At 41.8% G+C, this 23,647-nt stretch carries 17 protein-coding genes and 2 pseudogenes; 5 read left to right on the forward strand and 14 right to left on the reverse strand.

Annotation, left to right across the window (positions count from 1 at the left end):
• Positions 1–21: 21 nt before the first annotated feature.
• The 7 genes from RMZ43_RS19430 to RMZ43_RS19460 form a co-directional block, all read right to left on the reverse strand.
• The gene (locus tag RMZ43_RS19430; RefSeq protein WP_428850861.1) at positions 22–4,662 is read right to left on the reverse strand and encodes an amino acid adenylation domain-containing protein; all 4,641 of its coding nucleotides are present in this window, start codon (positions 4,660–4,662) and stop codon (positions 22–24) included.
• Between the two features lie 50 nt (positions 4,663–4,712).
• Positions 4,713–6,227, reverse strand: coding sequence for a 3-oxoacyl-[acyl-carrier-protein] synthase III C-terminal domain-containing protein (locus RMZ43_RS19435; protein WP_428850862.1), 1,515 nt, complete (start codon positions 6,225–6,227; stop codon positions 4,713–4,715).
• Positions 6,228–6,432: 205 nt separating this feature from the next.
• Positions 6,433–6,867 (reverse strand): holo-ACP synthase, encoded by a 435-nt coding sequence (locus tag RMZ43_RS19440; protein ID WP_428850863.1) that lies wholly within the window; start codon positions 6,865–6,867, stop codon positions 6,433–6,435.
• Positions 6,867–8,204 carry an anthranilate synthase component I family protein gene (locus tag RMZ43_RS19445; protein ID WP_428850864.1) on the reverse strand — a complete coding sequence of 446 codons (1,338 nt, stop codon included), beginning with the start codon at positions 8,202–8,204 and terminating at the stop codon, positions 6,867–6,869. Before RMZ43_RS19445 ends, RMZ43_RS19440 begins: the two co-directional genes overlap by 1 nt.
• Positions 8,205–8,229: 25 nt before the next feature.
• Positions 8,230–9,789 (reverse strand): benzoate-CoA ligase family protein, encoded by a 1,560-nt coding sequence (locus tag RMZ43_RS19450; RefSeq protein ID WP_428850865.1) that lies wholly within the window; start codon positions 9,787–9,789, stop codon positions 8,230–8,232.
• 27 nt (positions 9,790–9,816) lie between these two features.
• Positions 9,817–10,215 (reverse strand): holo-ACP synthase, encoded by a 399-nt coding sequence (locus RMZ43_RS19455; RefSeq protein ID WP_428850866.1) that lies wholly within the window; start codon positions 10,213–10,215, stop codon positions 9,817–9,819.
• Positions 10,216–10,218: 3 nt separating this feature from the next.
• Complete coding sequence (locus RMZ43_RS19460) at positions 10,219–10,497, reverse strand: acyl carrier protein (protein ID WP_428850867.1); 279 nt, start codon at positions 10,495–10,497, stop codon at positions 10,219–10,221.
• An 881-nt stretch (positions 10,498–11,378) separates the two neighbouring features.
• On the opposite strand from RMZ43_RS19460, the gene RMZ43_RS19465 reads away from it, so the two are divergent.
• From RMZ43_RS19465 to RMZ43_RS19475, 3 genes are read left to right on the forward strand one after another with little or no spacing between them, the layout of a single operon-like run.
• Positions 11,379–12,095 carry an ABC transporter ATP-binding protein gene (locus RMZ43_RS19465; protein WP_428850868.1) on the forward strand — a complete coding sequence of 239 codons (717 nt, stop codon included), beginning with the start codon at positions 11,379–11,381 and terminating at the stop codon, positions 12,093–12,095.
• Between the two features lie 6 nt (positions 12,096–12,101).
• A complete protein-coding gene (locus RMZ43_RS19470; protein ID WP_428850869.1) occupies positions 12,102–14,477 on the forward strand; it encodes an ABC transporter permease in 2,376 nt (791 codons plus the stop codon).
• 52 nt (positions 14,478–14,529) lie between these two features.
• Positions 14,530–15,858 carry an efflux RND transporter periplasmic adaptor subunit gene (locus tag RMZ43_RS19475; protein WP_428850870.1) on the forward strand — a complete coding sequence of 443 codons (1,329 nt, stop codon included), beginning with the start codon at positions 14,530–14,532 and terminating at the stop codon, positions 15,856–15,858.
• Positions 15,859–15,911: 53 nt separating this feature from the next.
• Here RMZ43_RS19475 and RMZ43_RS19480 read toward each other — a convergent pair whose 3' ends face one another.
• The 6 genes and pseudogenes from RMZ43_RS19480 to RMZ43_RS19505 all read right to left on the reverse strand — a co-directional run bounded on the left by RMZ43_RS19480 (position 15,912) and on the right by RMZ43_RS19505 (position 21,964).
• Positions 15,912–16,955: a PepSY-associated TM helix domain-containing protein gene (locus tag RMZ43_RS19480; protein ID WP_428850871.1), complete on the reverse strand. Its 1,044-nt coding sequence runs from the start codon at positions 16,953–16,955 to the stop codon at positions 15,912–15,914.
• A gap of 94 nt (positions 16,956–17,049) precedes the next feature.
• A pseudogene (locus RMZ43_RS19485) lies at positions 17,050–17,286 on the reverse strand (transposase); the annotation flags it as partial.
• A gap of 233 nt (positions 17,287–17,519) precedes the next feature.
• Positions 17,520–20,225, reverse strand: a complete 2,706-nt coding sequence (locus tag RMZ43_RS19490) for a TonB-dependent siderophore receptor (RefSeq protein ID WP_428850872.1) — start codon at positions 20,223–20,225, stop codon at positions 17,520–17,522.
• 62 nt (positions 20,226–20,287) lie between these two features.
• Positions 20,288–20,461, reverse strand: a complete 174-nt coding sequence (locus RMZ43_RS19495) for a hypothetical protein (RefSeq protein ID WP_428850873.1) — start codon at positions 20,459–20,461, stop codon at positions 20,288–20,290.
• Positions 20,462–20,612: 151 nt separating this feature from the next.
• A pseudogene (locus tag RMZ43_RS19500) lies at positions 20,613–21,248 on the reverse strand (IS5 family transposase); the annotation flags it as partial.
• Between the two features lie 206 nt (positions 21,249–21,454).
• Positions 21,455–21,964, reverse strand: a complete 510-nt coding sequence (locus tag RMZ43_RS19505) for a helix-turn-helix domain-containing protein (RefSeq protein WP_428850874.1) — start codon at positions 21,962–21,964, stop codon at positions 21,455–21,457.
• A 293-nt stretch (positions 21,965–22,257) separates the two neighbouring features.
• On the opposite strand from RMZ43_RS19505, the gene RMZ43_RS19510 reads away from it, so the two are divergent.
• Both RMZ43_RS19510 and RMZ43_RS19515 read left to right on the forward strand, forming a co-directional pair.
• Positions 22,258–22,614: a hypothetical protein gene (locus tag RMZ43_RS19510; RefSeq protein ID WP_428850875.1), complete on the forward strand. Its 357-nt coding sequence runs from the start codon at positions 22,258–22,260 to the stop codon at positions 22,612–22,614.
• A gap of 83 nt (positions 22,615–22,697) precedes the next feature.
• Positions 22,698–23,096 (forward strand): hypothetical protein, encoded by a 399-nt coding sequence (locus tag RMZ43_RS19515; protein WP_428850876.1) that lies wholly within the window; start codon positions 22,698–22,700, stop codon positions 23,094–23,096.
• A 210-nt stretch (positions 23,097–23,306) separates the two neighbouring features.
• Here the strand turns inward: RMZ43_RS19515 and RMZ43_RS19520 are convergent, their stop codons facing one another.
• Positions 23,307–23,507 carry a hypothetical protein gene (locus RMZ43_RS19520; protein ID WP_428850877.1) on the reverse strand — a complete coding sequence of 67 codons (201 nt, stop codon included), beginning with the start codon at positions 23,505–23,507 and terminating at the stop codon, positions 23,307–23,309.
• Between the last annotated feature and the right edge of the window lie 140 nt (positions 23,508–23,647).

A 23,647-nucleotide genomic window follows, 5' to 3' on the forward strand; every position in this document is an offset into this window, starting at 1 on the left:
TTGTACAAATTTAATTACTAATTATTTGTTCATAATCGATTTTTGAAACCGTTGTTTTAACCGATTTTTTCCTGCTGCTAATTCTTTCTCTAATTCCGTATTTTGTTGCTGTAAAGAAATTCTGGGTTTCTCTTGGCTTAAGCGATCGGCCAAACTCTTAATTGTTGAGTACTTAAACAAATCTACCATTGAAATATCTAACATTTCTTTAGGTAAAACTTCTTTCAGCTGACTGTAAACTTTTGTAATCAGCAAAGAATCACCACCCACATCAAAAAAGTTATCGTTAACGCCAACTTTTTCTAACTCCAATACTTTTTGCCAAACACCAGCAACAGTTTGCTCAATTTCACTCTCTGGCGCTATATAACTATCTGAGGTTTGCAGCAAACTTTTTTGCGTTTGTAGTTTACTCCGGTCTATTTTACCATTTGCAGACAAAGGTAATTTTTCTAAAATTGTATATGCAGAAGGTACCATATAATCTGGCAGTTTCTGCTGTAAGTAGTTTTGTAAATTACTTGCTTTAAACCTCTTCACAAATAACGGTGCTTGAGCAAGCACAACTTCAAAACCAATGCATTCAGATACAGAATTAGCTTTAGTTAGAAGTACGCTATCTTCAAATCCCGAATGAGACAACATCGTTTGCCATTCTGACCCGGAAATCAATGGATGAACTTGCCGCAAATCATTATCTTCAAATACATCGAATCCCTGCTGCAATCCCATATTTAAATCGAAAAACTGCTGGAATTTAGTTATTTCGACTATTACTAGTAAACCCGCAGGAGCCAACAAAGATTTGATATTATCTAAAGTTTGAGTAATGTAACGAGTATCGTGCAACACAGCCGATGCAATCACCACATCAAAACTATGAAGCTCATAACCTTGTTCTTGAGGGGTTTTTTCTAAATCATATAAATTGTAGCTGACAAATGGATATTGAGCAAGATTGTTCTTAGCATTTTGTAAGAAATAATTGGAAATGTCAGTAAATAAGTAAGTTGTATTTAATGGTAACTCTGGTAAGACATGAATAGTCGTTACGCCAAGACCTGCACCAACTTCTAAAATCCGCAGTGGTTTTCCTGGTAATCGAGTTTGCACCACTGCTTTCATAATTTTCCCAACAATGTAATTACAGTAAGGAAATAGCTTTTGGTAAATTAAGGGCAAATATTTACTGGCATATATTTCGGCTGCTTTAATTTTCTCAGTAATAATATCTGCCAAATTTTCTGAGGCAAAATCAAGCCAACTACTTTCCAATTCATTAAACAACAGAACTTCAGCTAGTTTTGCTCGTCCTTCGATTTGTAACTCTGATAAACTCACTTCTGGCAAAGCAACAGAACTAGTAAATACCTCACCTTGTTGCTCTAACCAACCTGCTTTTACTAGTGCTGTTAATGCTCGATACAACCAATGCCGATAGCGAGGCGCAATTCCACACTGATAAATTAATTGATCTAGATTGTATTTTTCGCCAACAGAGTTAAAAACTCCGAGTTTTTTAAATGCTTGACAAACAGAATTAGTATGCAAATCTCCTAAAGTTTGTAATAAATCTAAAACATTTTCTACACTTGCTTGCCAGATAACTTGTTGAGCTTGTTTTTGACCGGCTTCCACAACAGATTGCCAAATTTGCTGAGATTTGGCTGGGTGTGCCTCTTCCACTTCAAAAATATCTGCTACCTGACTTGGTTCTGGAACTAAATAAGCTAATAATTGTTTTTTCTCCTGTTGTTCTCCCACGGCGGTAACAACAGCAGCACGTACTGCTGGATGCTGTGACAAAGCTGCTTCAATTTCTCCAGCTTCAATGCGGTGTCCCCGAATTTTGATTTGGAAATCTACTCGTCCTAAAAATTGAATGTTGCCGTTTGGTAGATAGCAACCAAGGTCTCCTGTTTGATAAATACGTTCGCCTGTGCGAGGATGAGAAATAAAGTTGGCGGTGGTCTTTTCTTCGTTGCGCCAATAGCCTTTGGACAACTGCACGCCAGCACAGTACATCTGACCTGGAACCCAAACAGGACAATCTTCCAGGCTTTCTTTCAAAATGTAGTATTTTGAGTTAGCCATTGGTTGACCATAGGGAATACTCTTCCAAGTTGAATCAATTTCTTCTATGAGATAACCAATATTCCAAATCGTAGTTTCAGTAGGGCCGCCAATACTGAGTATTTGTATTTCTGGGACTAAAGCTCTGATTCGTTGGGGGAGAGAAACTGGTAGCCAATCTCCACCTAAAATTGCCAAACGTAAGCTTTTAGGAAGCTCCACAGATTCCTGTTCGGCATAGTTGACCAACATCTCCATCATTGCTGGTACAGTATTCCAAAGTGTAACTTGCGATCGCACCATCAAAGCAGCCCAATGGCCAGGGTCTTTAATCGCACAGGCGTCGGGTATGACAATTGCACCGCCAGCACTCAAAAGACCAAATATGTCATAAACAGACAAGTCATGAGCCAGAGAAGTGAGAGCCAAAATCCGGTCTATGGAACTAACGTTAAAGCGTTTGTTTGTGTGAATCACGACATTCACAACATTCCGATGAGTAATCATCACCCCTTTGGGTAAACCAGTGGAGCCAGAGGTATAGATGACATAGGCTAAATCATCGGGTGTCTGAACTGGCTGTAATGGCTGCTGACTTTCAACAGCGAGTTCTTCTGTGTTTATGCACAGTCGTTGAATGTTCGCTGGCCACTCCAGTTTTTCATTCAACCACGATTGTGTCAGAACAATCTGAACTTCACCATTTTCTAATAGATATTCTCTTCGTTGTTGAGGCAATCCTGGGTCGATGGGTAAATAGGCGGCTCCGGCAGCTAAAACTCCCAACACTGCGACGATTTGCTCCCATCCTTTCTCCATAACTATGGCGACAAGCTGGTTGGGACGAATTCCCAAACGGCGTAGCCGATGACCCAGTTGATTGGATAGGTTGTATAGTTCTTGGTAAGTCAGGATACCCTGAGATGAAATAACAGCAGGTTCTAGTCTGCGATTTTGCACTTGAGATGCAAATAAAGTGTGTAACATCTCATCAGGGAGTGGTGCTGTGGTGGCATTTACGGCATCCCGCAGAGCTAATTGGCTGGGAGGTAGTAATTGCCTAGTCTTCTCCAACCAGACAGAATCAGAAGTCGCCAACTGTTTGAGGAAAAGACAATAAGCCTCAAACATATCGTTGACAAGATTTTCTGGAAAGAGTTCTTCAACTACATCCCAGTTGAATGTCAATTCTTCTTTTTCTTCCCAGACTTGTATATCCATCCAAGCCTGAGATGCCTGACTGATGCCATAGACTAGTTCGCCAAAATGACTAAATGTTAAGGTTTCTTGACCAAGGGAGCTAAAGCCGAGAGTACTGGTAAAGACAATTGGCATGGCGCTGGGGCCTGTACCTTTTTGCCGAGCTAGTTCTCGTACCACACGCACACCACTAAAGTAGCGGTGTTCTAAATCTTGCCAAAGTTGCTTTTGTAAGCGCAGGGAGCGGTCAGTAAATGCTTCGGGGCTGGAGTTATCTACTGCCAACAGAGTGACGGAGGTAAAGTCTCCTAAAATGTCATTTACTTGTTGGTGTAGCGGCAGGCGATTAAACAAGGCTAGATTAATCGTAAATTGGGGGTTTTTGCCCCAAAGTGTCAATATTTCGGCAAAAGCAGCCAACAAGACACCAGAGGGAGTTAAACCGACTTGAGCGGCTCGCTGCTTCAATTGCTGCCAAAGGGTTTTTTCTAGTTGGGAATGATAACGTTTACAACGATGTTGTTTGAGTTCTTTGGGATTTTTAGCTAGAGGTAAGTCTGGGGCTGGAGGTATGCTTTCTAGACGGTTGAGCCAATATTTTTGCGATCGCTTGTATAATTCTGTTTCTTGCAAAGACTGTTCTGCTAAGGCATAATCCCGAAAGGAAAGCTCTAACGGTGGCAAGATAATATCAGGATTTTGGTAGAGTTGAAACCACTCATCAAACAAACGAAATAAACTCCAAGCATCAAATACTTGCAAATCGTAGCTGATGTGTAACCGGACGTGTCCTTCATCTAAACGTGTGGCGCTAAATTCAAATAGGGGCCACTGGTCAGATGGTAGCACTTGATGAGAAAGGCGATCACGCACTCCTTCTAGCTGTGCATTGACAACTTCCTCATCTTGTCCCCGCAAATCTAAAACTTTCATTTCATAAGCAGGCACTTTCTCCAAAATCTGCTGCTGTCCATTTGGTCGCACCACAGCACGCAACATATCATGGCGTTCAATTAACTTTTGCAGTCCCCAGTTCAAGCGTTCTAGGTTGATGTCATTACCGGCAATTTCGTAGTAACCATGATTGGATACACTACCTAACTCCAAGGCTCCATTGCGCCCTACCCAGAAGGCGTGCTGCATGTCAGTCAGTGGAAAAGGTTCGTAGCGATCCCTTGGCGCTGGTACAATTTTCGGTAAATCCCTGAAACTCGCACTGATGCTGTTCTCTTGCAAAAATCGCAGAATCTCTAATTTATGTTCAGCCAATGAGTTACGTAATTCTGAGGTTAATACTCCCTTGGGGGCATCAACATCTAGTAAATCTCCATTAGCAGCTAATTTTACGCCTTTGTCAGAGAGACTGGTTAAAAGTGAACGCAAATCCATGATTTTAGCTTGATATTTGGGTTTTTATGATGCGAGTGATGTTGCCTGGTTTACAAACTCAATTTTTCTCTTTCTTCTAGATTGAGGTCAGCAGAGGCGATCGCTTCTGATACAGTTAGGCTGGCTAAGGTTAATTGGTTCAGTAATAGCTCGGCGAGTTGAGCTATGTTATTAACTAAAAATTTATCTATAGACACTTGCACTTGTAGATTGGCCTCTATTTTGCGCCTGAGTTCAATAGCCATTAAAGAATCAAGTAATGAAGCTGTAGACTGCTGAGTGTCAAGGCTGGTTAAAGGTAGCTGTAGTGAGGTAGCTAACCATTCCAGAAGATAAGTTTCTAGCATTTGCTGTTGTTGCTCTGGTTTAGCAGCCAACAGTTTTGCTTTTGAAAAAGAAGTTTGTGTTGTAGTGAAGACTTTTTTTTGGGAAAGATGATCTTGTGTTGCTGGTTCAGACCTAACGCTAATGGGAGGGGCTGGAACTTGTCCAAGGCCCACATCACCCCAACGCATAACAACTGCTGCGGCAGTAGCTGCGGCACCGTTAGTATAAACCAGAACTAGATTATTTTCGCTAATTTTTCCCACTGCTGCTGCATGGTACAAATTGGCGATGGGAAGTACTGGGCCGATATTTGCATATCGCGGGTAGAGATTAATTGTTCGCTGTTTATCGATACCTAATGCTCGCGTACAAACATCGACATACCAAGCAGTAGGAGTATTGAATGCAAAAAAGTCAATATCATCAAAGGTGACACCAGCAGCAGCAGTTGCACCGTAGCAGCAGTTACGGACAAAATCTACTGCTGTTTCTGCAAGCATACTGGCATTGTTTCCCGTGCTAGTACAAATTCGGGGCTTGCCTTGTGCGTCTGTTGCCAGTTTATATGAGTAAGCACCATGTGTGGCGATCGTATTAACGATTTTAGTACCCAGAATTCCCTGATTAGGTTTAAGTAAATCAACCACAAAAGCTCCAGCACCATCACCCATTGACCATGAAAGTGTGTCTGTTTCGTCTACAGCATTAGATCCAATCTGAGAGATAACTACTAGTACGTTACGGTAGGTTCCAGTTTGTACGAGAGCGTGAGCATTTTGAAGCGCCACTAAAGCACTGGAGCAAGTTGACTCTAAATTCCATGCAGGGCAGCATAGTTTTAATTGTTCGGCTAGGTAGGTAGCATTTCCAGACCCGACTTGTTCACAGAAAAGCGAAGCGACAATCATGAGTTCGACTTCACTGGGAGCGAGTTTTGCAGCCTCCAGGGCATCTTTCGCGGCGCGATATTCTAACGTTAGCGATGACTCTTGAGAACTAAGCACCCGTCGTTCAACGTTACCTCGAAAGGGGTCAGATAAGTATGGTGCTACTGCTATTGACCAAATATCCAGCCCATTGTTGTCGGTAGTGAAGTCATCAGATTTAGACCTCCTTGGGTTTCGGAGTTTTGTTTGTGTAAATAAATCGGGATACTTGTTTTGCCAATATTCATTTGTCCGAATGATATCGGGAAAGCTAACTGCAAGTGCGCGAATACCTACTGGAAGGTTAATCATTTGAAAAAGGGAATAGGGAACAAATTAAACCGCAACGCGAGAGTCATTAGTCATTTGTCATTAGTAATTTGTCCAAGAGATATCACGCCCACTTTTCGACTTGGTTTAAATTAGTCCAATATGATTAGTTTTTTCGCCCACAAGGGGCAAGGTATGTACCAAAAACTCTTCATCAATTCAAAATTCAAAAACTTCTGCCTACTACTTAGAGAGCGATCGCACTTGCGGTTGCATAAGATGATACATGGCTGATGCTAACTAACCATTTGGTAATTCCAAGTGCTACCGCAATTTCTTGACATTTGCCATCTAGCAATATTGCTGGTTGACCTGTTGGTAATCGTTGTACTTCCAAATCTAGCCAGTAACAATCTTGGTTATATTCAACGCCAAGGATTTGAAATACAGCTTTTTTGACGCAGAAACGACCAGCTAAATACTGAATACGATGATTACCAAATCCAGATGCACTCAACTCACGTTCTGTAAACCATTGCATCTCAAAAGACCTACCTACTGTTTCTATGAGTTTTTTAATAAAACTTATAGCCACGATATTAGTACTATGACCAATGGCTTTAAGAGCATCAGGCTCAAAGGTGAGCAGGTTTATAGGTATTTCAGACTCAATTATAAACATCAGATTAACTTGGTTTCAGGCTGCAAAACTAAATTCGTCAACATCGTATTCATTTTGTTGACAGACTCTATGTACTCTTTTTCTGGAACTGATTCAGCTACAATACCAGCGCCAGCATTTAAGTGAATAGTATTTCCGTATTGATAAACTGAGCGAATAGCGATCGCAATATCTGATGAACCGTTGCTATCTACCCAACCAATACCACCAGCATAAATTCCTCTTGGCTCGTCTTCTAAACGATTAATCCATTCTAAAGCTTTTTCTTTATCAATCCCAGAGACTGTAATTCCAGGAAACAATACTTTCAATGCATCCCATAAGGTATTACCTATTTTGAGTTTACCACCTACTCGTGATGATAGATGTTGTACACATCGGTACTTTTTAACCTCCATAAAGTCAAAAATGCGGACAGTTTCTGGTAAACACAAAGAAGCAATTTCACTTTGTGCTAACCAGGCTGAGAGTGAGTGTTCTTTCACTTCTTTAGCATCAGTAAATAATTCATCACTCAAGCGTGTATCTTCTTGGAGATTTTCACTACGAGGGCGAGTTGCAGCTAACGGATTTGTGATCACAGACCCATCTTCATTGGTTTCCATCAGAATTTCTGGACTAAAACCAACTGCACGCACATCTCCGATATCTAAACAATAAGAACGCGCTGCATTATTGGCTCTAGATCCTACTACATAAGTTCCTATCACATCTAAATCGCCGGGTACTTTGACTGAGCGAGAAATTATCGCTTTGTGCAAATCACCTTCTTGAATCGCTTGGATGAGAGTCTTAATGCGATTTTGATAAACTTCGCGATCGCTAAAATCCAATTCCAAAGATACTGGTGTATAGTTTGGCAGTTGATTATCAATAAATAATTGGTTTTTTATTTGTTCTAATGACTTAGTAGTTTTGATATGTACTCCTTCTACTGTACAGCGAATTTCAGTTTCGGGAATCATAAAATAAAGTAGTTCTTGCTGAATTGCTTTAGAGTATGAAGAGTAAAAGCGAGCTATATCAAACGCTACATAACCATAAGCTGTCCAATTTTCAACATTCAAAGACTTGAGTAGATTCTCTACTTGCTTTAAAGGATCGATAATTGGCTCACAGTCCGAATTACCTAAACCATTAATCGAGACAAAATCTTGGTTTACTGCTACCCTAAATAACTCATTACCAGCAATACGAACCTCATTTTTCCCTTCATACATGACATATTTTGTAATAATTCCAGCTTCTAAAAGGTTCTTGAGGATGACGATGGGTTCTCTTTGTCCAGGTACAAATGTTTCTTGATACTTTATTTCGGTCTTTAACTCAGTTACCATCTATTTCATCCTTGTAAGTAATTGGTTAATCAACTGCTTTTGTCGCTAAAGTATACTTTTTTCCTAATACTTTGCGATTAATTTTACCAGTCGAGGTGCGTGGTAATTTTTCTAAAAAGTAAACTTTTTTTGGAGCCTTAAAATGAGGTAATCGCCGTTTAGCAAACTTACGAATACTATCCTCCACTTCCGGCGAAGGCTTTTCTCCCGCTTTGAGGCTGACATAAACGACTACCTGAATCAATTCCCCATTGTTTGACTCTGGTACTGCTGCCACTTCAAAAATTTGCGGATGCTGATGCAAAATGTCTTCAATTTCTAAAGGTGATAGCCATTGACCATTAACTTTAAAAAGGTCATCTTTACGACCCATAAACCAGAAATATCCTTCTGCGTCGCATAAATATTTATCTCCGGTTCGCATGGTATTACCATAAAGAACTTTCCGCATTTGTTGCAGTCGGTTCCAGTACCCTAACATTAGGCTTTCTCCACTCACTTGAAGGTCGCCAATCTCGCCAGCACTACAAGGAAAACCATTTTCGTCAATCACCCGAACATCGTAACCAGGAACCGACCGACCAGAACTGCCTGGTTTACACTTTCCTAATTGATTAGTTAGAAAAATGTGCAAAAATTCAGTCGTGCCAATACCTTCACAAATTTCCTGACTGTAAGTCAAAAGCCATTTATGCCAGATACTTTTAGGCAATTGTTCAGCAGCCGATACACATAAACGTATAGAGGAAACATCTAAAGGAGAAATATCATGTGCGGTGAGAATACTTGCATAAGCGCTGGGTATACCAAACAAGACTGTAGGTCGATACTGGTGGATATCAGCAATGATGTCAAAAGCATTATTGGCATCAGATAGTATAGATGCTGCACCAACAGCCATTGGCATATAGAGAGTATTACCTAGACCGTAAGCAAAAGGCATCTTAGCGACTGAATAGATGATGTCATCTTGATGTAAGCCCAGCATGATTTTTCCATACTGTTCTGCACACACCACCATACTTTGATGAAGATGAATCACACCTTTAGGTTGGCCTGTACTCCCAGAGGTGTAAAGCCAGAAAGCTGGTTCATCACGAGATGTTTCGGCACAAGGTAATGCTGACTCTTGTTGAGTTAGTAGAGAAATTAAGGGATTTTCACCATCTGCTAAGAGAGTATGGCGTAAGAACTGAGACTGAATGGGAGCTAGTTTTTCTTGCCACTCTTGGGTAGTTACTAAAAGCTTGGCGCGTGAATTTTGCAGAATATACTGTATTTCATCCAAACTACAAGCAGTATTAATCGGAACTGGTATAGCTCCTAACCAGATAGCACCCCAAAAAGTAAATACAAATTCTGGAGTGTCGGATAAGAGAATGGCTACGCGATTTTCCCGCTCTAAATCGAGATGAGATAGTAGTTTAGCTGTGCGTTGGACAAAGCTGTTCAGTTGACCATAAGTGTATGTCTCACCTTGATAGTAAAAGACTGTTTTCTCGCTACGTCTTTGTACTAAGTTGCCCTCTAAGAAGTAAGCTGCAACGTTAAAGACCTCTGGTAACCTTTCTGAAATACTATCCATCCAATTTTCCTGTGAGGCTGATATGGTTCACTGAGCAAGGACTTGAACTAGTACGTGTTGATCCCAATAGCACCAACTAGCCAAGAATTCTTTGATGCCTTGTTGTTTTGCTTGGATACTTGCTTCTCCTTGCAAATTAATAATTAATTTATTGTGTGTGATGTCTACTTCAATTTCATTCCAACCAATCCCAGCTAATCCGGTTCCCAAGGCTTTACCTACGGCTTCTTTAGTGGCAAAGCAGATTGCATAATGCTGCTGGGGATTATTAGCTGCTTGACAACGGTCAATTTCACCAAGAGTAAACAGTAAATTTAAGGTTTCGCGATCGTATCGGTCAATCAATCTGGTAATTCTTTGGATAGATGTGATGTCAATACCAAGCCCCTTAATACTGACAGTTCTACTAGAGAAGAGGGAAGTCATTGCCTAGCCAAAATTTTTCGGTATAGTTGCGCTGTACTCAGGATTTACATGGATTGCAGCCTGCACCATATAACAAAATTGAGCCAGGGTCATATCTTGCCGACCTTCAAGTTTGACACTAACTCCCAACTGACGTTTGAGTTCTAAGGATACTTCTACTGTTTCAGTGGAATCAAGCTGCAAATCCTTACGCAGTAAAGCATCTGGATAAAGCAACTCTTCAGTAATACCTAAATCAGTAAGTATTTTATTGATAGTTTCCATCACTTTTAGAGTATCCATAAAACAAAATCTCTTAATGCCTTTGAACTACAGGATTTATGGCAGTTCTTAATTATCTGCGATATATTCTCATATAAAGCCTGCCTCATTACTAAATAATGATAACTATTTGCATCAAAAATGAGAAGTTTTTGAACCCAACTATCACTCACCGATTGTTTTAAAAGTCCTGATTTCACTCAGTTTTACAAATATTTCATGCCCTCTTTGGTGCAAATTTGCACGTTATTCGCTTGAGTTTGTTTTAAAACTCTTTTTTAGAACATCTGTGGTGAAAAACTAAATTAATTTTCGCTCTATATAGGAAAGATTTGCATTAACTTTGAGTAGCTTATTACAGAAATCATCTCTTAGCAAGTCCTAATTTCAAGTTCTATCTAGTAAAAAAACTTCTCTGACGAGCAAAAAGGTATGATACTAGGCTATTTCAGTAGTATCTAGCTTGCAAGAATATAATTAAATACATAGTAACAGCAAGCATAATATAGAAATTTATTATCAATAAGCTATGTAAAGCGATCGCTAGTAGTCTAAAGAAACTTTGCAAGGTTGTAGAGACGCGAAATTTCGCACCTCTACAGGGTTTTGGTAACAAACTAATCAATCAGAACTTAGGGGACAGACCACTAGCCTGGGTTTTCTCCAATGGTAAAAGATGAGCTACAACTCCCAAATTCTGAAGTTTCCTTGCGTTGCACTGCATCATGCTTCACAAAAACCTCAAGTTTCAGTATACTGCTGAAAATAAATGATAATTTTTATCGTTTACATTGGAAATAAAGATATTTCTATTGCTTATTGTCTTCAGCACTAACAAGCCCCGGCCGAGACAATGAGCAATCTACCCAGTCGTTGACTCAATTCGATTTGGAGTTTTTTAAGTGACAGTCAGACAACCACCAATATTTCAGGTGCGTGAAGTGACTAAAAAGTACTGCATGGGAGAAGTAGAGGTGCAAGCCCTTCGCTCGATAGACCTCGACCTTGACGAAAAAGAGTTTATGGTCATACTAGGTTCTTCTGGCAGTGGTAAGTCAACCTTACTGAATATCTTGGGAGGACTAGACGTGCCCTCAAGTGGCAGTATGTATTTTCGCGATCGCAACCTAACCAACGCTAATGAGCAAGTATTGACTCGTTTTCGACGCGATTGTATCGGCTTTGTTTTCCAATTTTACAACCTGATACCCAGCCTAACGGCGCGGGAGAATGTTTCTTTGGTTACAGAGATTGCTGCTCACCCGATGCGTCCAAGGGAAGCTTTAGAATTGGTAGATTTAGGCGATCGCCTCGACCACTTCCCATCTCAATTATCAGGTGGAGAACAACAACGAGTCGCAATTGCTCGTGCCATTGCCAAGCGACCACAAGTATTATTGTGTGATGAACCAACAGGGGCACTCGACTTTCAAACAGGTAAGCGGATACTAGAGGTAATTGAGCGAGTTAACCGAGAATTAGGAACAACAATCGCTATAATCACCCACAACGTGGGAATTGCAGCTATGGCCGATCGCGTGCTGACCATGCGTAGCGGTGAGATTATTCAAGAGCATCGTAACCAAACCAAGTTGTCTCCGGCTGAATTAGAGTGGTAAGTCTTAATGTTTAACTCGTCTCTAGATCGAAAACTGTGGCGCGATCTTCTGGGCTTGCGAGGTCAGGTTTTGGCGATCGCTTTAATTGTCGCTTGCGGTATTTCTAGCTTGATTATGATTCAGAGTACTCATGCTTCCCTCGCACTCACCAAGTCCATCTATTACGATAGCTATCGCTTTGCCCATGTTTTTGCTCAGATGAAGCGGGCACCAGAAACTTTAGCTAGTCAGATTGCCGAAATTCCCGGAGTAGCACAGACCCAAACACGGATTGTAGTTGATGTCACTCTCGATATCCCTAACTTTGATGAACCAGTTATCGGCCGATTAATATCCATACCTCAAGAGCGCGTCCCCATACTGAATGACCTTTATATCCGTAAGGGTCGTTATATCGAGTCAGAACGAGGTGATGAAGTTTTAGTGAGTGAGGCTTTTGCTGAAGCTCACCAACTGGATCTCGGTGACTCTATCGGAGCTGTAATTAATAGTCGCTGGCAGCAGTTACGGATTGTCGGTATCGCTCTCTCACCCGAATATGTTTATGAAGTTCGAGGCGAAGGATCTCTGTTTCCCGATCACAAGCGATTTGGTGTCATCTGGATGGGGCGAAAAGCACTGGCGACAGCCTTCGATCTTGACGATGCCTTTAACAATGTCACTCTCAGACTCATGCCAGGAGTCTTTGAGGAGGATGTGATTGAGCGTCTTGACCAACTTTTAGAGCGCTACGGTAGTTTGGGTGCTTATGGACGGAAAAATCAGCTATCTAACAAGGTTTTCTCTAATGATATAGACCAACTCAAAGTATCGGGGACAATGATGCCTTGCTTGTTTCTGGCGATCGCAGCTTTTTTATTAAACTTCGTAATTTCCCGGCTGGTAGGGACACAACGGGAGCAGATTGCTGTACTCAAAGCTTTAGGTTATAGCAATATTGCCATTGGTGGACATTATCTAAAACTTGTTTTGAGCATTGTTAGTTGGGGGACAGTAATTGGTATTGTTGGTGGGTTTTGGTTAGGTAGTGGATACAGCCATGTCTATACGGAGATTTTCCGCTTACCAATACTTCACTATGAAGCGAGAACAGATTTAGCGATCGCAGTTATTTGCATCAGTGTTGGCGCAGCTTGCTTGGGAGGCTTTGGATCTGTTCGCAAAGCTATTTCCTTACCCCCTGCTGAAGCTATGCGACCAGAGCCACCGGCTAAGTTTCGACCATCAATCATTGAGCGCCTGAGTATTGGCCGCTTTTTATCGCCAGGCGGTCGGATTATTTGCCGTAACCTCGAACGCAAGTCAGTTCAAGCAGGCTTTTCTATTTTGGGAATTGCGATCGCGATCGCCTTACTAGTGGTGGGTCGTTACTTTGAAGATGCCTTAGCTTATTTAATTGATTTTCAATTCAATATTGTCCAACGACAAGATATCACCATTATTTTTAATGAGCCGCGTCCTAACCGTGTGCGGTACGAAATCACTCACTTTCCTGGAGTCCTCTCTGCCGAACCATTTCGGACAGTACCTGTAAACCTGATGTTTGAACATCACAAACGCCAAGGTATGGCCATAACCGGAATTGACCCGGCAGGTAGACTTCAGCATTTAGTTGATCGCAATCTCTACCCAGTGAATCTCCCCACTGATGGAGTCGTGCTAACAACTAAGCTGGCACAAATCCTGGGTGTTATTCCAGGGGAAAACCTTACAGTAGAAGTACTTGAAGGCAGTCATGCTGTGCATCAGGTTGCTGTGATGGGGCTGGTAGATGAACTGATGGGTTTCAATGTCTATATGGACATCTATGCTCTCAACCGACTCATGGAAGAAGGGCAAACAGTATCAGGTGTTTACGCAGCGATCGATTTGAATGCCAGTAATCAATTGTACTCCTATCTCAAAAAAATTCCCGATGTGAGTAACGTCTTTCTCCGAGAGGCATCCATAGAGAGTTTTCAGGAGTCTATGGGTAAAAATATGCAGGTAGCCACTAAGGTACTGCTAGTTTTTGCCACTATTATCACGGTCAGCGTAGTTTACAATGCAGCACAAATTTCTTTGTCAGAACGGCAGAGAGAGTTAGCTAGTCTGCGAATTATTGGCTTCACCCGTGCCGAAATCGCTTTCATCCTACTAGGAGAACAAGGGATTATCACCTTAGTAGCAATTCCTCTAGGCTTAGTTTTGGGATCTGGGTTGGCTGCCTTAATGAGTGTTGGTTATGATTCAGAACTTTATCGTTTGCCCTTAATTGTCACTAAGGCAAACTATACTTTCGCCATTATGGTTGTTGTCGCAGCAGCAATTAGTTGTGGGCTGATTGTCCAGCGCCAGCTAAATCGTCTCAATCTGATTGCTGTTCTTAAAACCAGGGAATGATCTACAGAGTTGATGGCGGCTACTTAGCAACTTGTAACTGTTAATTTGTTTTATGAAGCATTTACCTAAGCGGATCATTTATATAATCAGTGGGCTAGGACTAATTACGCTGACATTCCTAGCATTGCGCCCAAACCCAATTCGGGTTGAGATCAAACAGGTTAAACGCGCTTCTTTGCTAGTCACTGTCGATGCGGAAGCTAAAACCCGTATCCGTTCCCGCTTCGTGATTTCAAATACTGTAGCAGGTAGATTAGCTCGCATCCAACTCAAGGAAGGTGATACTGTTAAGCGTGATGCAGTGGTTGCTCACATTGATCCTTTACCTCTAGACACTCAGTTAAAGACAGCCCAAGCAAATCTTCAGGAGTTACAAGCACAACGTTCAGGGATCGTAATTCAACGACCAAAACAAGAGGCATTGTCACAAGCCCAAGCGAAGATTGAAGCAGCTAAAGCAGCAGAAAATCAGACTCAGGCAATGGTTCAGCAAGCCAAGGCGGCACTTGAACAGGCAGAACGCGATCGCCTCCGTGCCCAGAAATTAGTAGAAGATGGTGCAATTTCCCGTCAAAATCTCGAAAGTGCCCAGTTATTGCAAACCACCCGCCTGAGAGAATTAGAGGCACAACAACGCCAGGTTGAAAGTGCTGCTGCTGAGGTAGTAGCTGCCAGAAAATCCTTTGATCTCTTACGCGCACAGCAGCGCGACCCCGACTACCTATTCAATGTCTATGATGCCCGGATTGCCAGTGTCAAAGCTGAACTTGCTAACCTCGCTGATAATGCTACTCGTAGCGATATCCGCTCTCCTTCAGATGGAAGTGTTCTGCGAGTACTGCAAGAGAGTGCCCGGTACGTGGAGGCTGGAACTCCTTTATTAGAGTTAGGTAATCCCTCAAAACTAGAATTGGTAGCTGACATCCTTTCTAGCGATGCTGTCAAGGTAAAGCCAGGAACGAAAATCTTAATTGAACGTTGGGGCGGTGACAAAACTTTAGAAGCAACAGTGCGAAAAATTGAGCCTTCAGCATTTACTAAGATTTCTGCTCTTGGCGTTGAAGAACAACGGGTTAACATCATCGGTGACTTTGTAGATTCTTCAGTGCCCTTGGGTGATAACTACCGTGTAGAAACAAGAATTGTGGTTTGGCAAGGAGAAAATGTCCTCACCGTTCCTCTTAGCGCCCTTTTTCGCTGTCAGCAGTCTTGGTGTACCTTTGTGGTAGAAAAGGGTAGAGCAAAAAAACGTGTAGTTGAGATTGACCAGCGCAATAATTTTGAAGCTGCCATCAAAGGTGGGTTGAAAGAAGGAGAAATGGTCATTCTCCATCCAACAGAGGAAATTAAAGAAGGGAGCCAGATTGCAGATCCTGGGTAAGAAAGCTCCGTCTTTGCTCAGAATAGCTACGTTAGCGTAGCCCGCCGCAGGCATCACCTGCGTTGCCAAGTTATCATCCCAGTGATTAATAAAACAGTGGGCATTAAGCCGATGAGCATATAGAGGATGCGAGTAAGTAGTCCACCGAAGATGCCAAAGTGAAAATCTGCAAGGATAATCAGCATCTTAGACATTGCATCTTTGGGTTTGCTGACTTTGTTAACTTGTAAGACTTCACCACTATAACGATGTAGTTCAACAGTACTAAAGTCAAAGTAACCTGTTTGTTGATTAGGCAACTTCTTTCTGAACGTCAGATTCTGTGGTTGTGCTTCAGAAAAGCTCACATAGGTTGTTTTACCATCAGGCATGGCCATATCAGCTTTGCGTAACAGTTCGCTGAATGCAACTGGCGCTTGTTGGGGTGCGGGTTGCACTTGCACTGGTTGATTAAACATCGGCAAAAAGTGGACGATGACAATCAATACACCAGTGAACGGAATAATTAGCAAGAAAAAATGGGAGACAATACCAGCAACTTTGTGGATGTCGTAACTCACCAGAGCCAGAGGGGTATTCCAGCGAATTTTAAAACCCGTTGTTAGTTTTCGCCAGCCCGGCCACAAAATTGCCCCAGTGAATGCCATTAGTAGCAGTGAAATGCCCGTAATGCCCACAATCACCATACCTACTTTTCCGATAAATAAGTCATGATGCAAGGCGTACAAAAAGCCAATAAGTGATCGCTCCCAAACCCTTGAACCCAAAACCTCGCCTGTGTAGGGGTTGACAAAGGTTTGTAACTCTTTACCATCTTTTGCTTTCACTTCTAAAAGATAGCTCTCATCTGGCTTTTGCGGCCAACGAATAGACTGTACAGAAAAGTTGGGAAACTCTTTCCCAACTGAGTCCAGCATCAAATCCGGCGATATTTGTGTTCCTTGGGGAGTCACTGACCACAGCGATGGATTGAGTGTGCGATCGAGTTCTTCATGGAAAACGATGCTGGCACCACTAAAACTAATCACCATTAGTAGCAATCCCATCACAATGCCAATAGAACTATGCAGTTTCAACACCAAATTACGGAATTTCATGGTTAACCTCAACAATAATTATTAATTCGTAATTCGTAATTAAATCGATAGCACAGCCTCGTCTCTTCTTAGAGACCATTTATAAAGTAAATCTTTAGACAACAAGACGACGCAGCATGATACGAGTCATGACAGCGTATATGGCAGCTTCACTCATTTCTGGGAGACGCTCATAATCCTTACTGAGACTACGGTACAGGTTTTACCAGCCAAATGTTCTTTCTACTACCCAGCGTTTGGGCAAAACCTGAAATTCCCGATCAGTACGCCGAATTACCTCAACATGAGCTTGAATCATCAGCCAAACTGAAAGCGCAAATTTATCACCGTCAGGGCAAGGAAGAGAACTTGATAGGGAGCAACGCGATTTTGTGAGGTGCTGAAACCTGGAACGTATATAGCTTGTTTCAGGATGCGCTCGCCTACGGTGGGCGGTTACGCCATCGCAACTAAAAAACTAGGTTTTGTTGAGAATACAGGGATGTAATTGAGAACCAAACCCCGATCTCACTTTTTCGCGTTGCTCCCCGTAATTACTAATTGTTAATTTATGAGAGCTTTCAATCAAAATTGAAATGTTACTGAACCAACCACAGTAAATGGTTCCCCAAAATCATTGCCTCTGACTGGGTTATCACTAACGGTTCCAATGTAATTGACATCGAACAGATTCTTAAAATTCAAACCAAATCGCCAATTATTGCGGCGATAAAACAGCCCTGCATTGGTGACAAAGTAACTATCAACTTGAAAAGTATTTGGTAATCCACCCTCTCGTTCGCCTACATAGTTAAATCCCAGTCCAAAGCCTAACCCCTGCAAATTGCCAGCTTGAATTTCATAAGTTGTCCACAAACCTGCGCTGTGCTTGGGAATACCTGGTAATCTGCTGCCAACGGAATTTAGATTTGTGTCTTTTGTAACTTCAGCATCCGTGTAAGCATAAGAGGCAATGATATTCCATCCGGGTAAGATTTCCCCAGTAATATCCAGTTCCACCCCTCGGCTTTGTTGTTCGCCGGTAGCAAGAGAGGAGCCAAAATTAGCGGGATCGGCAACAGCAACATTTTGCTTTTTTATATCAAAGTATGACAAAGTTGCGAAGAGTTTGCTTCTGAGCAAATCTGCTTTCACACCCACTTCGTAACCTTCTCCTGTTTCAGGTTCTAGAGGAGAACCACTTGCTGTTGTTCCTGTGTTGGGACTGAACGATCGCGAATAGCTAGCGTAGAGTGAAAATTCTGGGATCACTCGATAAAGAATTCCGAATCGAGGTGATATGGCATCATTGCTTTGCGATTGCTCGCTACCATTTGTATTATCAGTTACTGTCTGCTCTACGGTGTCATAGCGAAATCCTGCTAGTAAAAACAAGTTATCGAGTAGCGTTATCTGATCTTGTGCGTATACACCGAGTCTTTTGGTGTTGGTACTAGTGTCACTCAAAACAGCCAATGTACCCGGATCGGGTTCAGGTCCATAAACAGGATTGAAAATATTAATATTATCCGGGGTACCAAAATCAAACTTAGTCGTACCGCTCTCGTCACTATTATTAAGGTCAACACCTACCACAAGAGTATGCTTAATAGAACCTGTAGTTAATTTTCCAACTACATTTGTCTGAAGTGAGTAATCTTTTATGGTGTCGTCTTGGTCAGCAAAGAAACGAGTCAATAATCCTGTTGTGCCATCAAAGCTTAAAGGCAGTGCTAAAGGACTGTAATCGTAGCTGTAAGACATATACCGAAAGGCATTGCGGATTGTCCAATTGTCGCTAAATTTATGCTCTAAATTGTAGCCAACGCTGAGGTAAGTATTCTCAATAGTGTCGTTGGGATTATTACTGACGCGGCTACGAGGAACGTTAACAATTCCGTTGTTCGAGGCAACGATACCAAAGTCGGCAGGGCCATTATCCTTGGTGTATTCCAAATTGAAAGTTAAATTAGTGCGATCGTCTATTTTCCAGGTAACAACTGGTGCTATAGAAAAGTGGTCGAGATTGTTGTCGTAGTTCCGAAAGCTCTCACTATATTGGTACAAAGCATTCAGTCGATAAAGAACCTTACCATCGGTTGTTAATGGGCCGGAAATATCAAAACGAGGACGCACAAATGGTTGACTACCTACTTGTAGTTCAGCTTCATAAAATGGTTCAGCTAGTGGTTGCTTAGAAACTAGGTTAACTACACCCCCTGGATCAATTTCGCCGTAGAGAATAGAAGCTGGCCCTTTGAGAACTTCAACACGCTCCAAATTGGAAAGTTCTGGAAACCCCTGACTTCCATATACCCTAAAGCCATCTCGCAACACAGGAACACTACCTGAATATGCCTGTGCGCCAAACCCTCGCAAACTAAACCGAATACCTCGATTGTCATTATTTCCCGCAAATGTGACACCACTTACATTACGAAGTGCTTCATCCAAACGAGTAACTTGCTGGTCTTTAATCACCTGTTGGGGAATTACTTGAATAGATGCCGGAATATCCCGGATTGGGGTATCAGTTCTGGTTGCAGAGGTAGCATCAGGGACACGATAACCATCTTGCTCACCTGTCACTACCAGTTCAATCGGTTCATTAGGTTGTGCTGATTGAATTGGTTTCTCTGATGGGGTTTGATTCTCTGGTGGTTGTGGAGTGGGTAGTGTTTGTGCCGAAGATGTAACAGGTCTCAATCCGAATATCAAGCCTTCATCACTATCAAATAACTCTACAACTGGCACACCCGTTTCACCTGTAACCGTCAGTCGGATAGTATTACTATCTTGATTACTAACTGTTATTTCACTAATCCCAACTACAGGTTTTTGGGAGCGGAATGTGAACGCATCACCATTGGGTAGACGTAGTTGTGCGTTAGGAATATCAGCAATAAAACTATTTCCCTCATTGCGATTCGATACTTGCAACTGCTGACCTTTGGAAGTGACTAAAATCACTTCCACACCTTTATCTGTGCCATTGGCCTTGACCGATGTCACTTCGATGATTTCATTTGCAGGCGGTGAGTTTGGTGTTGGTGACTGCACAAGTGTATCTGCACTCTTGAGCGGCAGATTTACTTCACTCAGTTGCCGAATCTCTCTAGTTGGCTCAATGGGCTGTCCTGCACTCAATAAGCTTGATTGTTGATTAATACTTGCAATTGTACTATTGGTGTGACTAGATATCTGTCTCTCTTCTGCATTAGCAAAATGTGTCAATAAGCTCCAAAAAGAGCCTGTAAGTAAGAAAAATTGAAGTAATAGCCGTAGCTTCATCTGTTCACCCACACGCCTTTTGCCCGTCTGCTGTATCAAGCGGGCAAGATTTAGTTAAATTCTCAATATTTATACTTTATACGTTCAACGTTATTAAGAATATCTTTTATTAAAAATTTGGTCGTTTGCATTTCTAAAAATTCGGGTAAGTCCAAATTCCAAACATCCAGACTCACGGTGACAGCACCTACCCTGCGTCCACCTTGATTAACTGCGTAGTTTACCGCCGTAGGCATTGCTGTATCATTCAGAGAAGCACACCACCAAAGGTATCAGCTTTCCCCATCACCCAACTCCCCGTTGCGCGAATGCGAGATTGATTTTTATACAAGCAAATGACAGTTGTCTATAGTATTGGGCTTACGGGGCTACAACTTGAGCTAGGATGCAGATAGAATAAGCCTCTTGAGCAAAGTTATCTCCCGAATAGCCCTGATCTACCCAAACAACTTCCAATTTGGACAATTCTTCAGCAGCTTCATGCAACACAACCACAGTTCCTAAACGTTCGGAAGCATTGGCTTCAGTAACTAAAACACCAATCAACAATCCCTGAGAGTCTACCACTATATGGCGTTTACGCCCTTTAACCTTTTTACCACCATCGAAACCGTAGACCTCCCCTTTTTTTCTGTCGTCTTCACTGATTGAGAATCCGCGATGTCTACGACGGGCTACGCCTACGCAACGGTAGAATGTTCATCTCTTCCTACGTCTTGTCGTAGTTGATGGCGTACAAGACCCGTGAATTTTCTGCCAAATACGCAATGCGATTGCCATTTCTGGAAGTAGCCGTACACTGTTGTATAGGGAGGAAGGTCAAGAGCAACGCATTTCCCACTGACACCCAGTACGTTGCACATAGAATATAGCGTTGAGGATTTCTCGTAAATTCACCTCCACAGGATGCCCGAAACCTTTGGGTGCAGGTAGAAGTGGCTTGAGAATTAACCATTCAGCATCGCTTAAATCACTCGGGTAAGGTTTACGGTGCGGATTCTCAATCTTCGGGAGACGACTCATCGACAACAAAATAACTACACTTGATTTAGCCTATAACCTCAGTCAAGCAACATTTAGTCCTCTTTAGATTTTCTTTACGAATCAGCTCTTAACAGTGGGCTTGACTCCAAAAGCTGTAATCACTTTTCCTGTAAGAGTTTTGAGCCCAACCCTAGTTTCATCCTGGCACAGGTAGCGAACACACTTGCCGGGTGCTAAATGTTCTTCTAGACAATTGAGTATGATACCGAGTTTTTTTTAAACTCAGATACCAACTTTTCGTCCTGCTTATGGCTTTGAGGGCGAGGCACTTTTAGTTTTGCCCCCAATCGATATCGAACCCAGGCATAAACCGTTGCATACTCTATATCTTGTCCATGTTCTTCTTTTAACCATTCAACAATTGCACCATAGCTACTAAAGCCTTTTCCTGTTTTTAACTCCTCCTCAAGTGCTGCGATCGCAGCTGCATCAATTTTCCGTTTTGCTCCTGGTGCTTTTTTAATTTCTAATAAGCCTGATATGCCATCAGTTCTGTACTTCTGCAACCATCTCGTAACCGTTGAATTATCTTTTGCCAAGCGTTTTCCAATTTCTTGCTGCTCCTTAACCTGCCCGCTTTTTATCCACCACAGCATCATAAGCTTTTCTTTCTGGTTTCTTAAGTTAGCTGTTTGTAGACGTTTTTTAAGTTCTTCTTCGCTCTCTGCGATTTCAATCTTAAAAGGGCGGCTCATGGTTATTTTAATTTATCGAGTTGTTTTCTCTATTATATGCACCTTCATATAAAATTGGTATTAGAGATTAGTTTCAGCTTTGATGCTTGATAGACGAGTAACACAAACAGTAGAAAACATATCAACCAATTTCGCTTTTTAGGGTAATTTTTGCCCTGACGAAAAATTACCTATTTGACTAAAGTGAATATGCACATAGCATCAGCAAATAATTGCTGTTTTAAGTTTTTGCACAATCAATTAGGTATTTACCAAAGTATGCAACAGATGGCAACAATGCAATGGAGAGAGTAATGATTACCGAAGAAGACTTAGCCCAGCAATTTAACGTAATTATTGAACACACTCACCCACGGGTATGGAAACTGTTAAGCCAATGTTATGTGAAGGTGATTAATCCTCATCCTCACTTAACAAGAGTAAATTGTATCCGCTATGCAAAATACATTGGAATTTACTGTCCTGATAGACTAATTAGTGCTGTAATAGAACAAAAAAATCTCATTAGAGAAGTAGCAGAATACCTGGGGCTAGTTGAGGTTGTTTGCTTGAATGCCAATAACTTGATGCGCGATCCACTCTCAAATCTCAAGCAAACTTATCCCCAGTTGTGGTTAGACTTGTTGTGGATTGTTACCCAAGAACAATAAACCCAGCTATTATAAGCAGATTTTTCTGCAATATTCAATCTGCAAAAAACCTTAATTACCAATCTTCACCGCAGCTTCATTACATGACAGAAGCTTACCCAAACCTTATGACTCAACCATGCTTGCATCCAGATGATTTGCCTTCGCGTCAAACAATAAAACTGAGTGAAATATTGTTTAGACAGCTTGAAGAAGTAACTAAAAAAAGCTTTTTCCTAACGTGCGATCGCATGACACGTATTTTGTTAGCGAGTTGTCATTGGTATTTCCAAATCAATAGTGGCGTTTTGACGTTGATCGTGATTTGTAATAATATGCAAAGTTATCGTCAGATCATGAAAACTGTTCCCCAGTTTGCTGACAAATTAAAACAGTTTAGCAACAGAGCTAAAATTACAGTCAGTTCTCCAGTTGACAAAGGTATACCGTGGGTACTCAGCATAGATAATGTCTTATCTGAAGGGGACTTGCCTAGTACCTGATAGATAAACCAGAATTTCTTCTAGAAAAATCCTCACTTCAGCCGCATCAATCATTAAATACTCTCCGTAAAAAGCCAATCGCTATCAGTGTCAGAATTTCCTTCGCCATCCACTTGAAGATTTAAGGAAGGCACCAACTGTTCAAGTTGGCTTTCAAGCCGGGAGATCGCCAGCACCAAGGAACCAAGTTGCTCCCTATCCTTCTTAATTTCATTTGAAATCCCCACCCGCAATTGATTTAACCGTTCCTGGAGGGTATATACTACCGTTTGTTTTGGTCGCAGAAGGAATACTCACTTTCTCTTCTAGGGCAGCGATTTGAGCTTTCAATGCTTCAATTTCGGCAGCAGTTGCACTATCTGCACTATCAGGACTCTCTTCAAAGAGTGCTTGTTTAATACAATCCAGCACAAACTTTTTAAAAGTTAAGCGCAACTCCTCAGCACGCTGCTATTCAACCGTAATTTCCAACTTTAAAACACTCAGCAATTTTTCTTCCAAAGCTGTCAAATAAGCACGCTTGGGCTTCCCCAAAGCTGAACAGTGCTTGA

This window comes from Nostoc sp. CmiVER01 (assembly GCF_034531135.2).
Classification (GTDB): domain Bacteria; phylum Cyanobacteriota; class Cyanobacteriia; order Cyanobacteriales; family Nostocaceae; genus Nostoc.

Coding starts and splice junctions, on each gene's coding strand:
- RMZ43_RS19480 (WP_428850871.1), bottom strand. CDS start 16,955: ATGAAATTCCGTAATTTGGTGTTGAAACTGCATAGTTCTATTGGCATT.
- RMZ43_RS19515 (WP_428850876.1), top strand. CDS start 22,698: ATGACAGAAGCTTACCCAAACCTTATGACTCAACCATGCTTGCATCCA.
- RMZ43_RS19490 (WP_428850872.1), bottom strand. CDS start 20,225: ATGAAGCTACGGCTATTACTTCAATTTTTCTTACTTACAGGCTCTTTT.
- RMZ43_RS19510 (WP_428850875.1), top strand. CDS start 22,258: ATGATTACCGAAGAAGACTTAGCCCAGCAATTTAACGTAATTATTGAA.
- RMZ43_RS19495 (WP_428850873.1), bottom strand. CDS start 20,461: ATGCCTACGGCGGTAAACTACGCAGTTAATCAAGGTGGACGCAGGGTA.
- RMZ43_RS19455 (WP_428850866.1), bottom strand. CDS start 10,215: ATGACTTCCCTCTTCTCTAGTAGAACTGTCAGTATTAAGGGGCTTGGT.
- RMZ43_RS19450 (WP_428850865.1), bottom strand. CDS start 9,789: ATGGATAGTATTTCAGAAAGGTTACCAGAGGTCTTTAACGTTGCAGCT.
- RMZ43_RS19505 (WP_428850874.1), bottom strand. CDS start 21,964: ATGAGCCGCCCTTTTAAGATTGAAATCGCAGAGAGCGAAGAAGAACTT.
- RMZ43_RS19475 (WP_428850870.1), top strand. CDS start 14,530: ATGAAGCATTTACCTAAGCGGATCATTTATATAATCAGTGGGCTAGGA.
- RMZ43_RS19445 (WP_428850864.1), bottom strand. CDS start 8,204: ATGGTAACTGAGTTAAAGACCGAAATAAAGTATCAAGAAACATTTGTA.
- RMZ43_RS19470 (WP_428850869.1), top strand. CDS start 12,102: ATGTTTAACTCGTCTCTAGATCGAAAACTGTGGCGCGATCTTCTGGGC.
- RMZ43_RS19430 (WP_428850861.1), bottom strand. CDS start 4,662: ATGGATTTGCGTTCACTTTTAACCAGTCTCTCTGACAAAGGCGTAAAA.
- RMZ43_RS19435 (WP_428850862.1), bottom strand. CDS start 6,227: ATGATTAACCTTCCAGTAGGTATTCGCGCACTTGCAGTTAGCTTTCCC.
- RMZ43_RS19440 (WP_428850863.1), bottom strand. CDS start 6,867: ATGTTTATAATTGAGTCTGAAATACCTATAAACCTGCTCACCTTTGAG.
- RMZ43_RS19460 (WP_428850867.1), bottom strand. CDS start 10,497: ATGGATACTCTAAAAGTGATGGAAACTATCAATAAAATACTTACTGAT.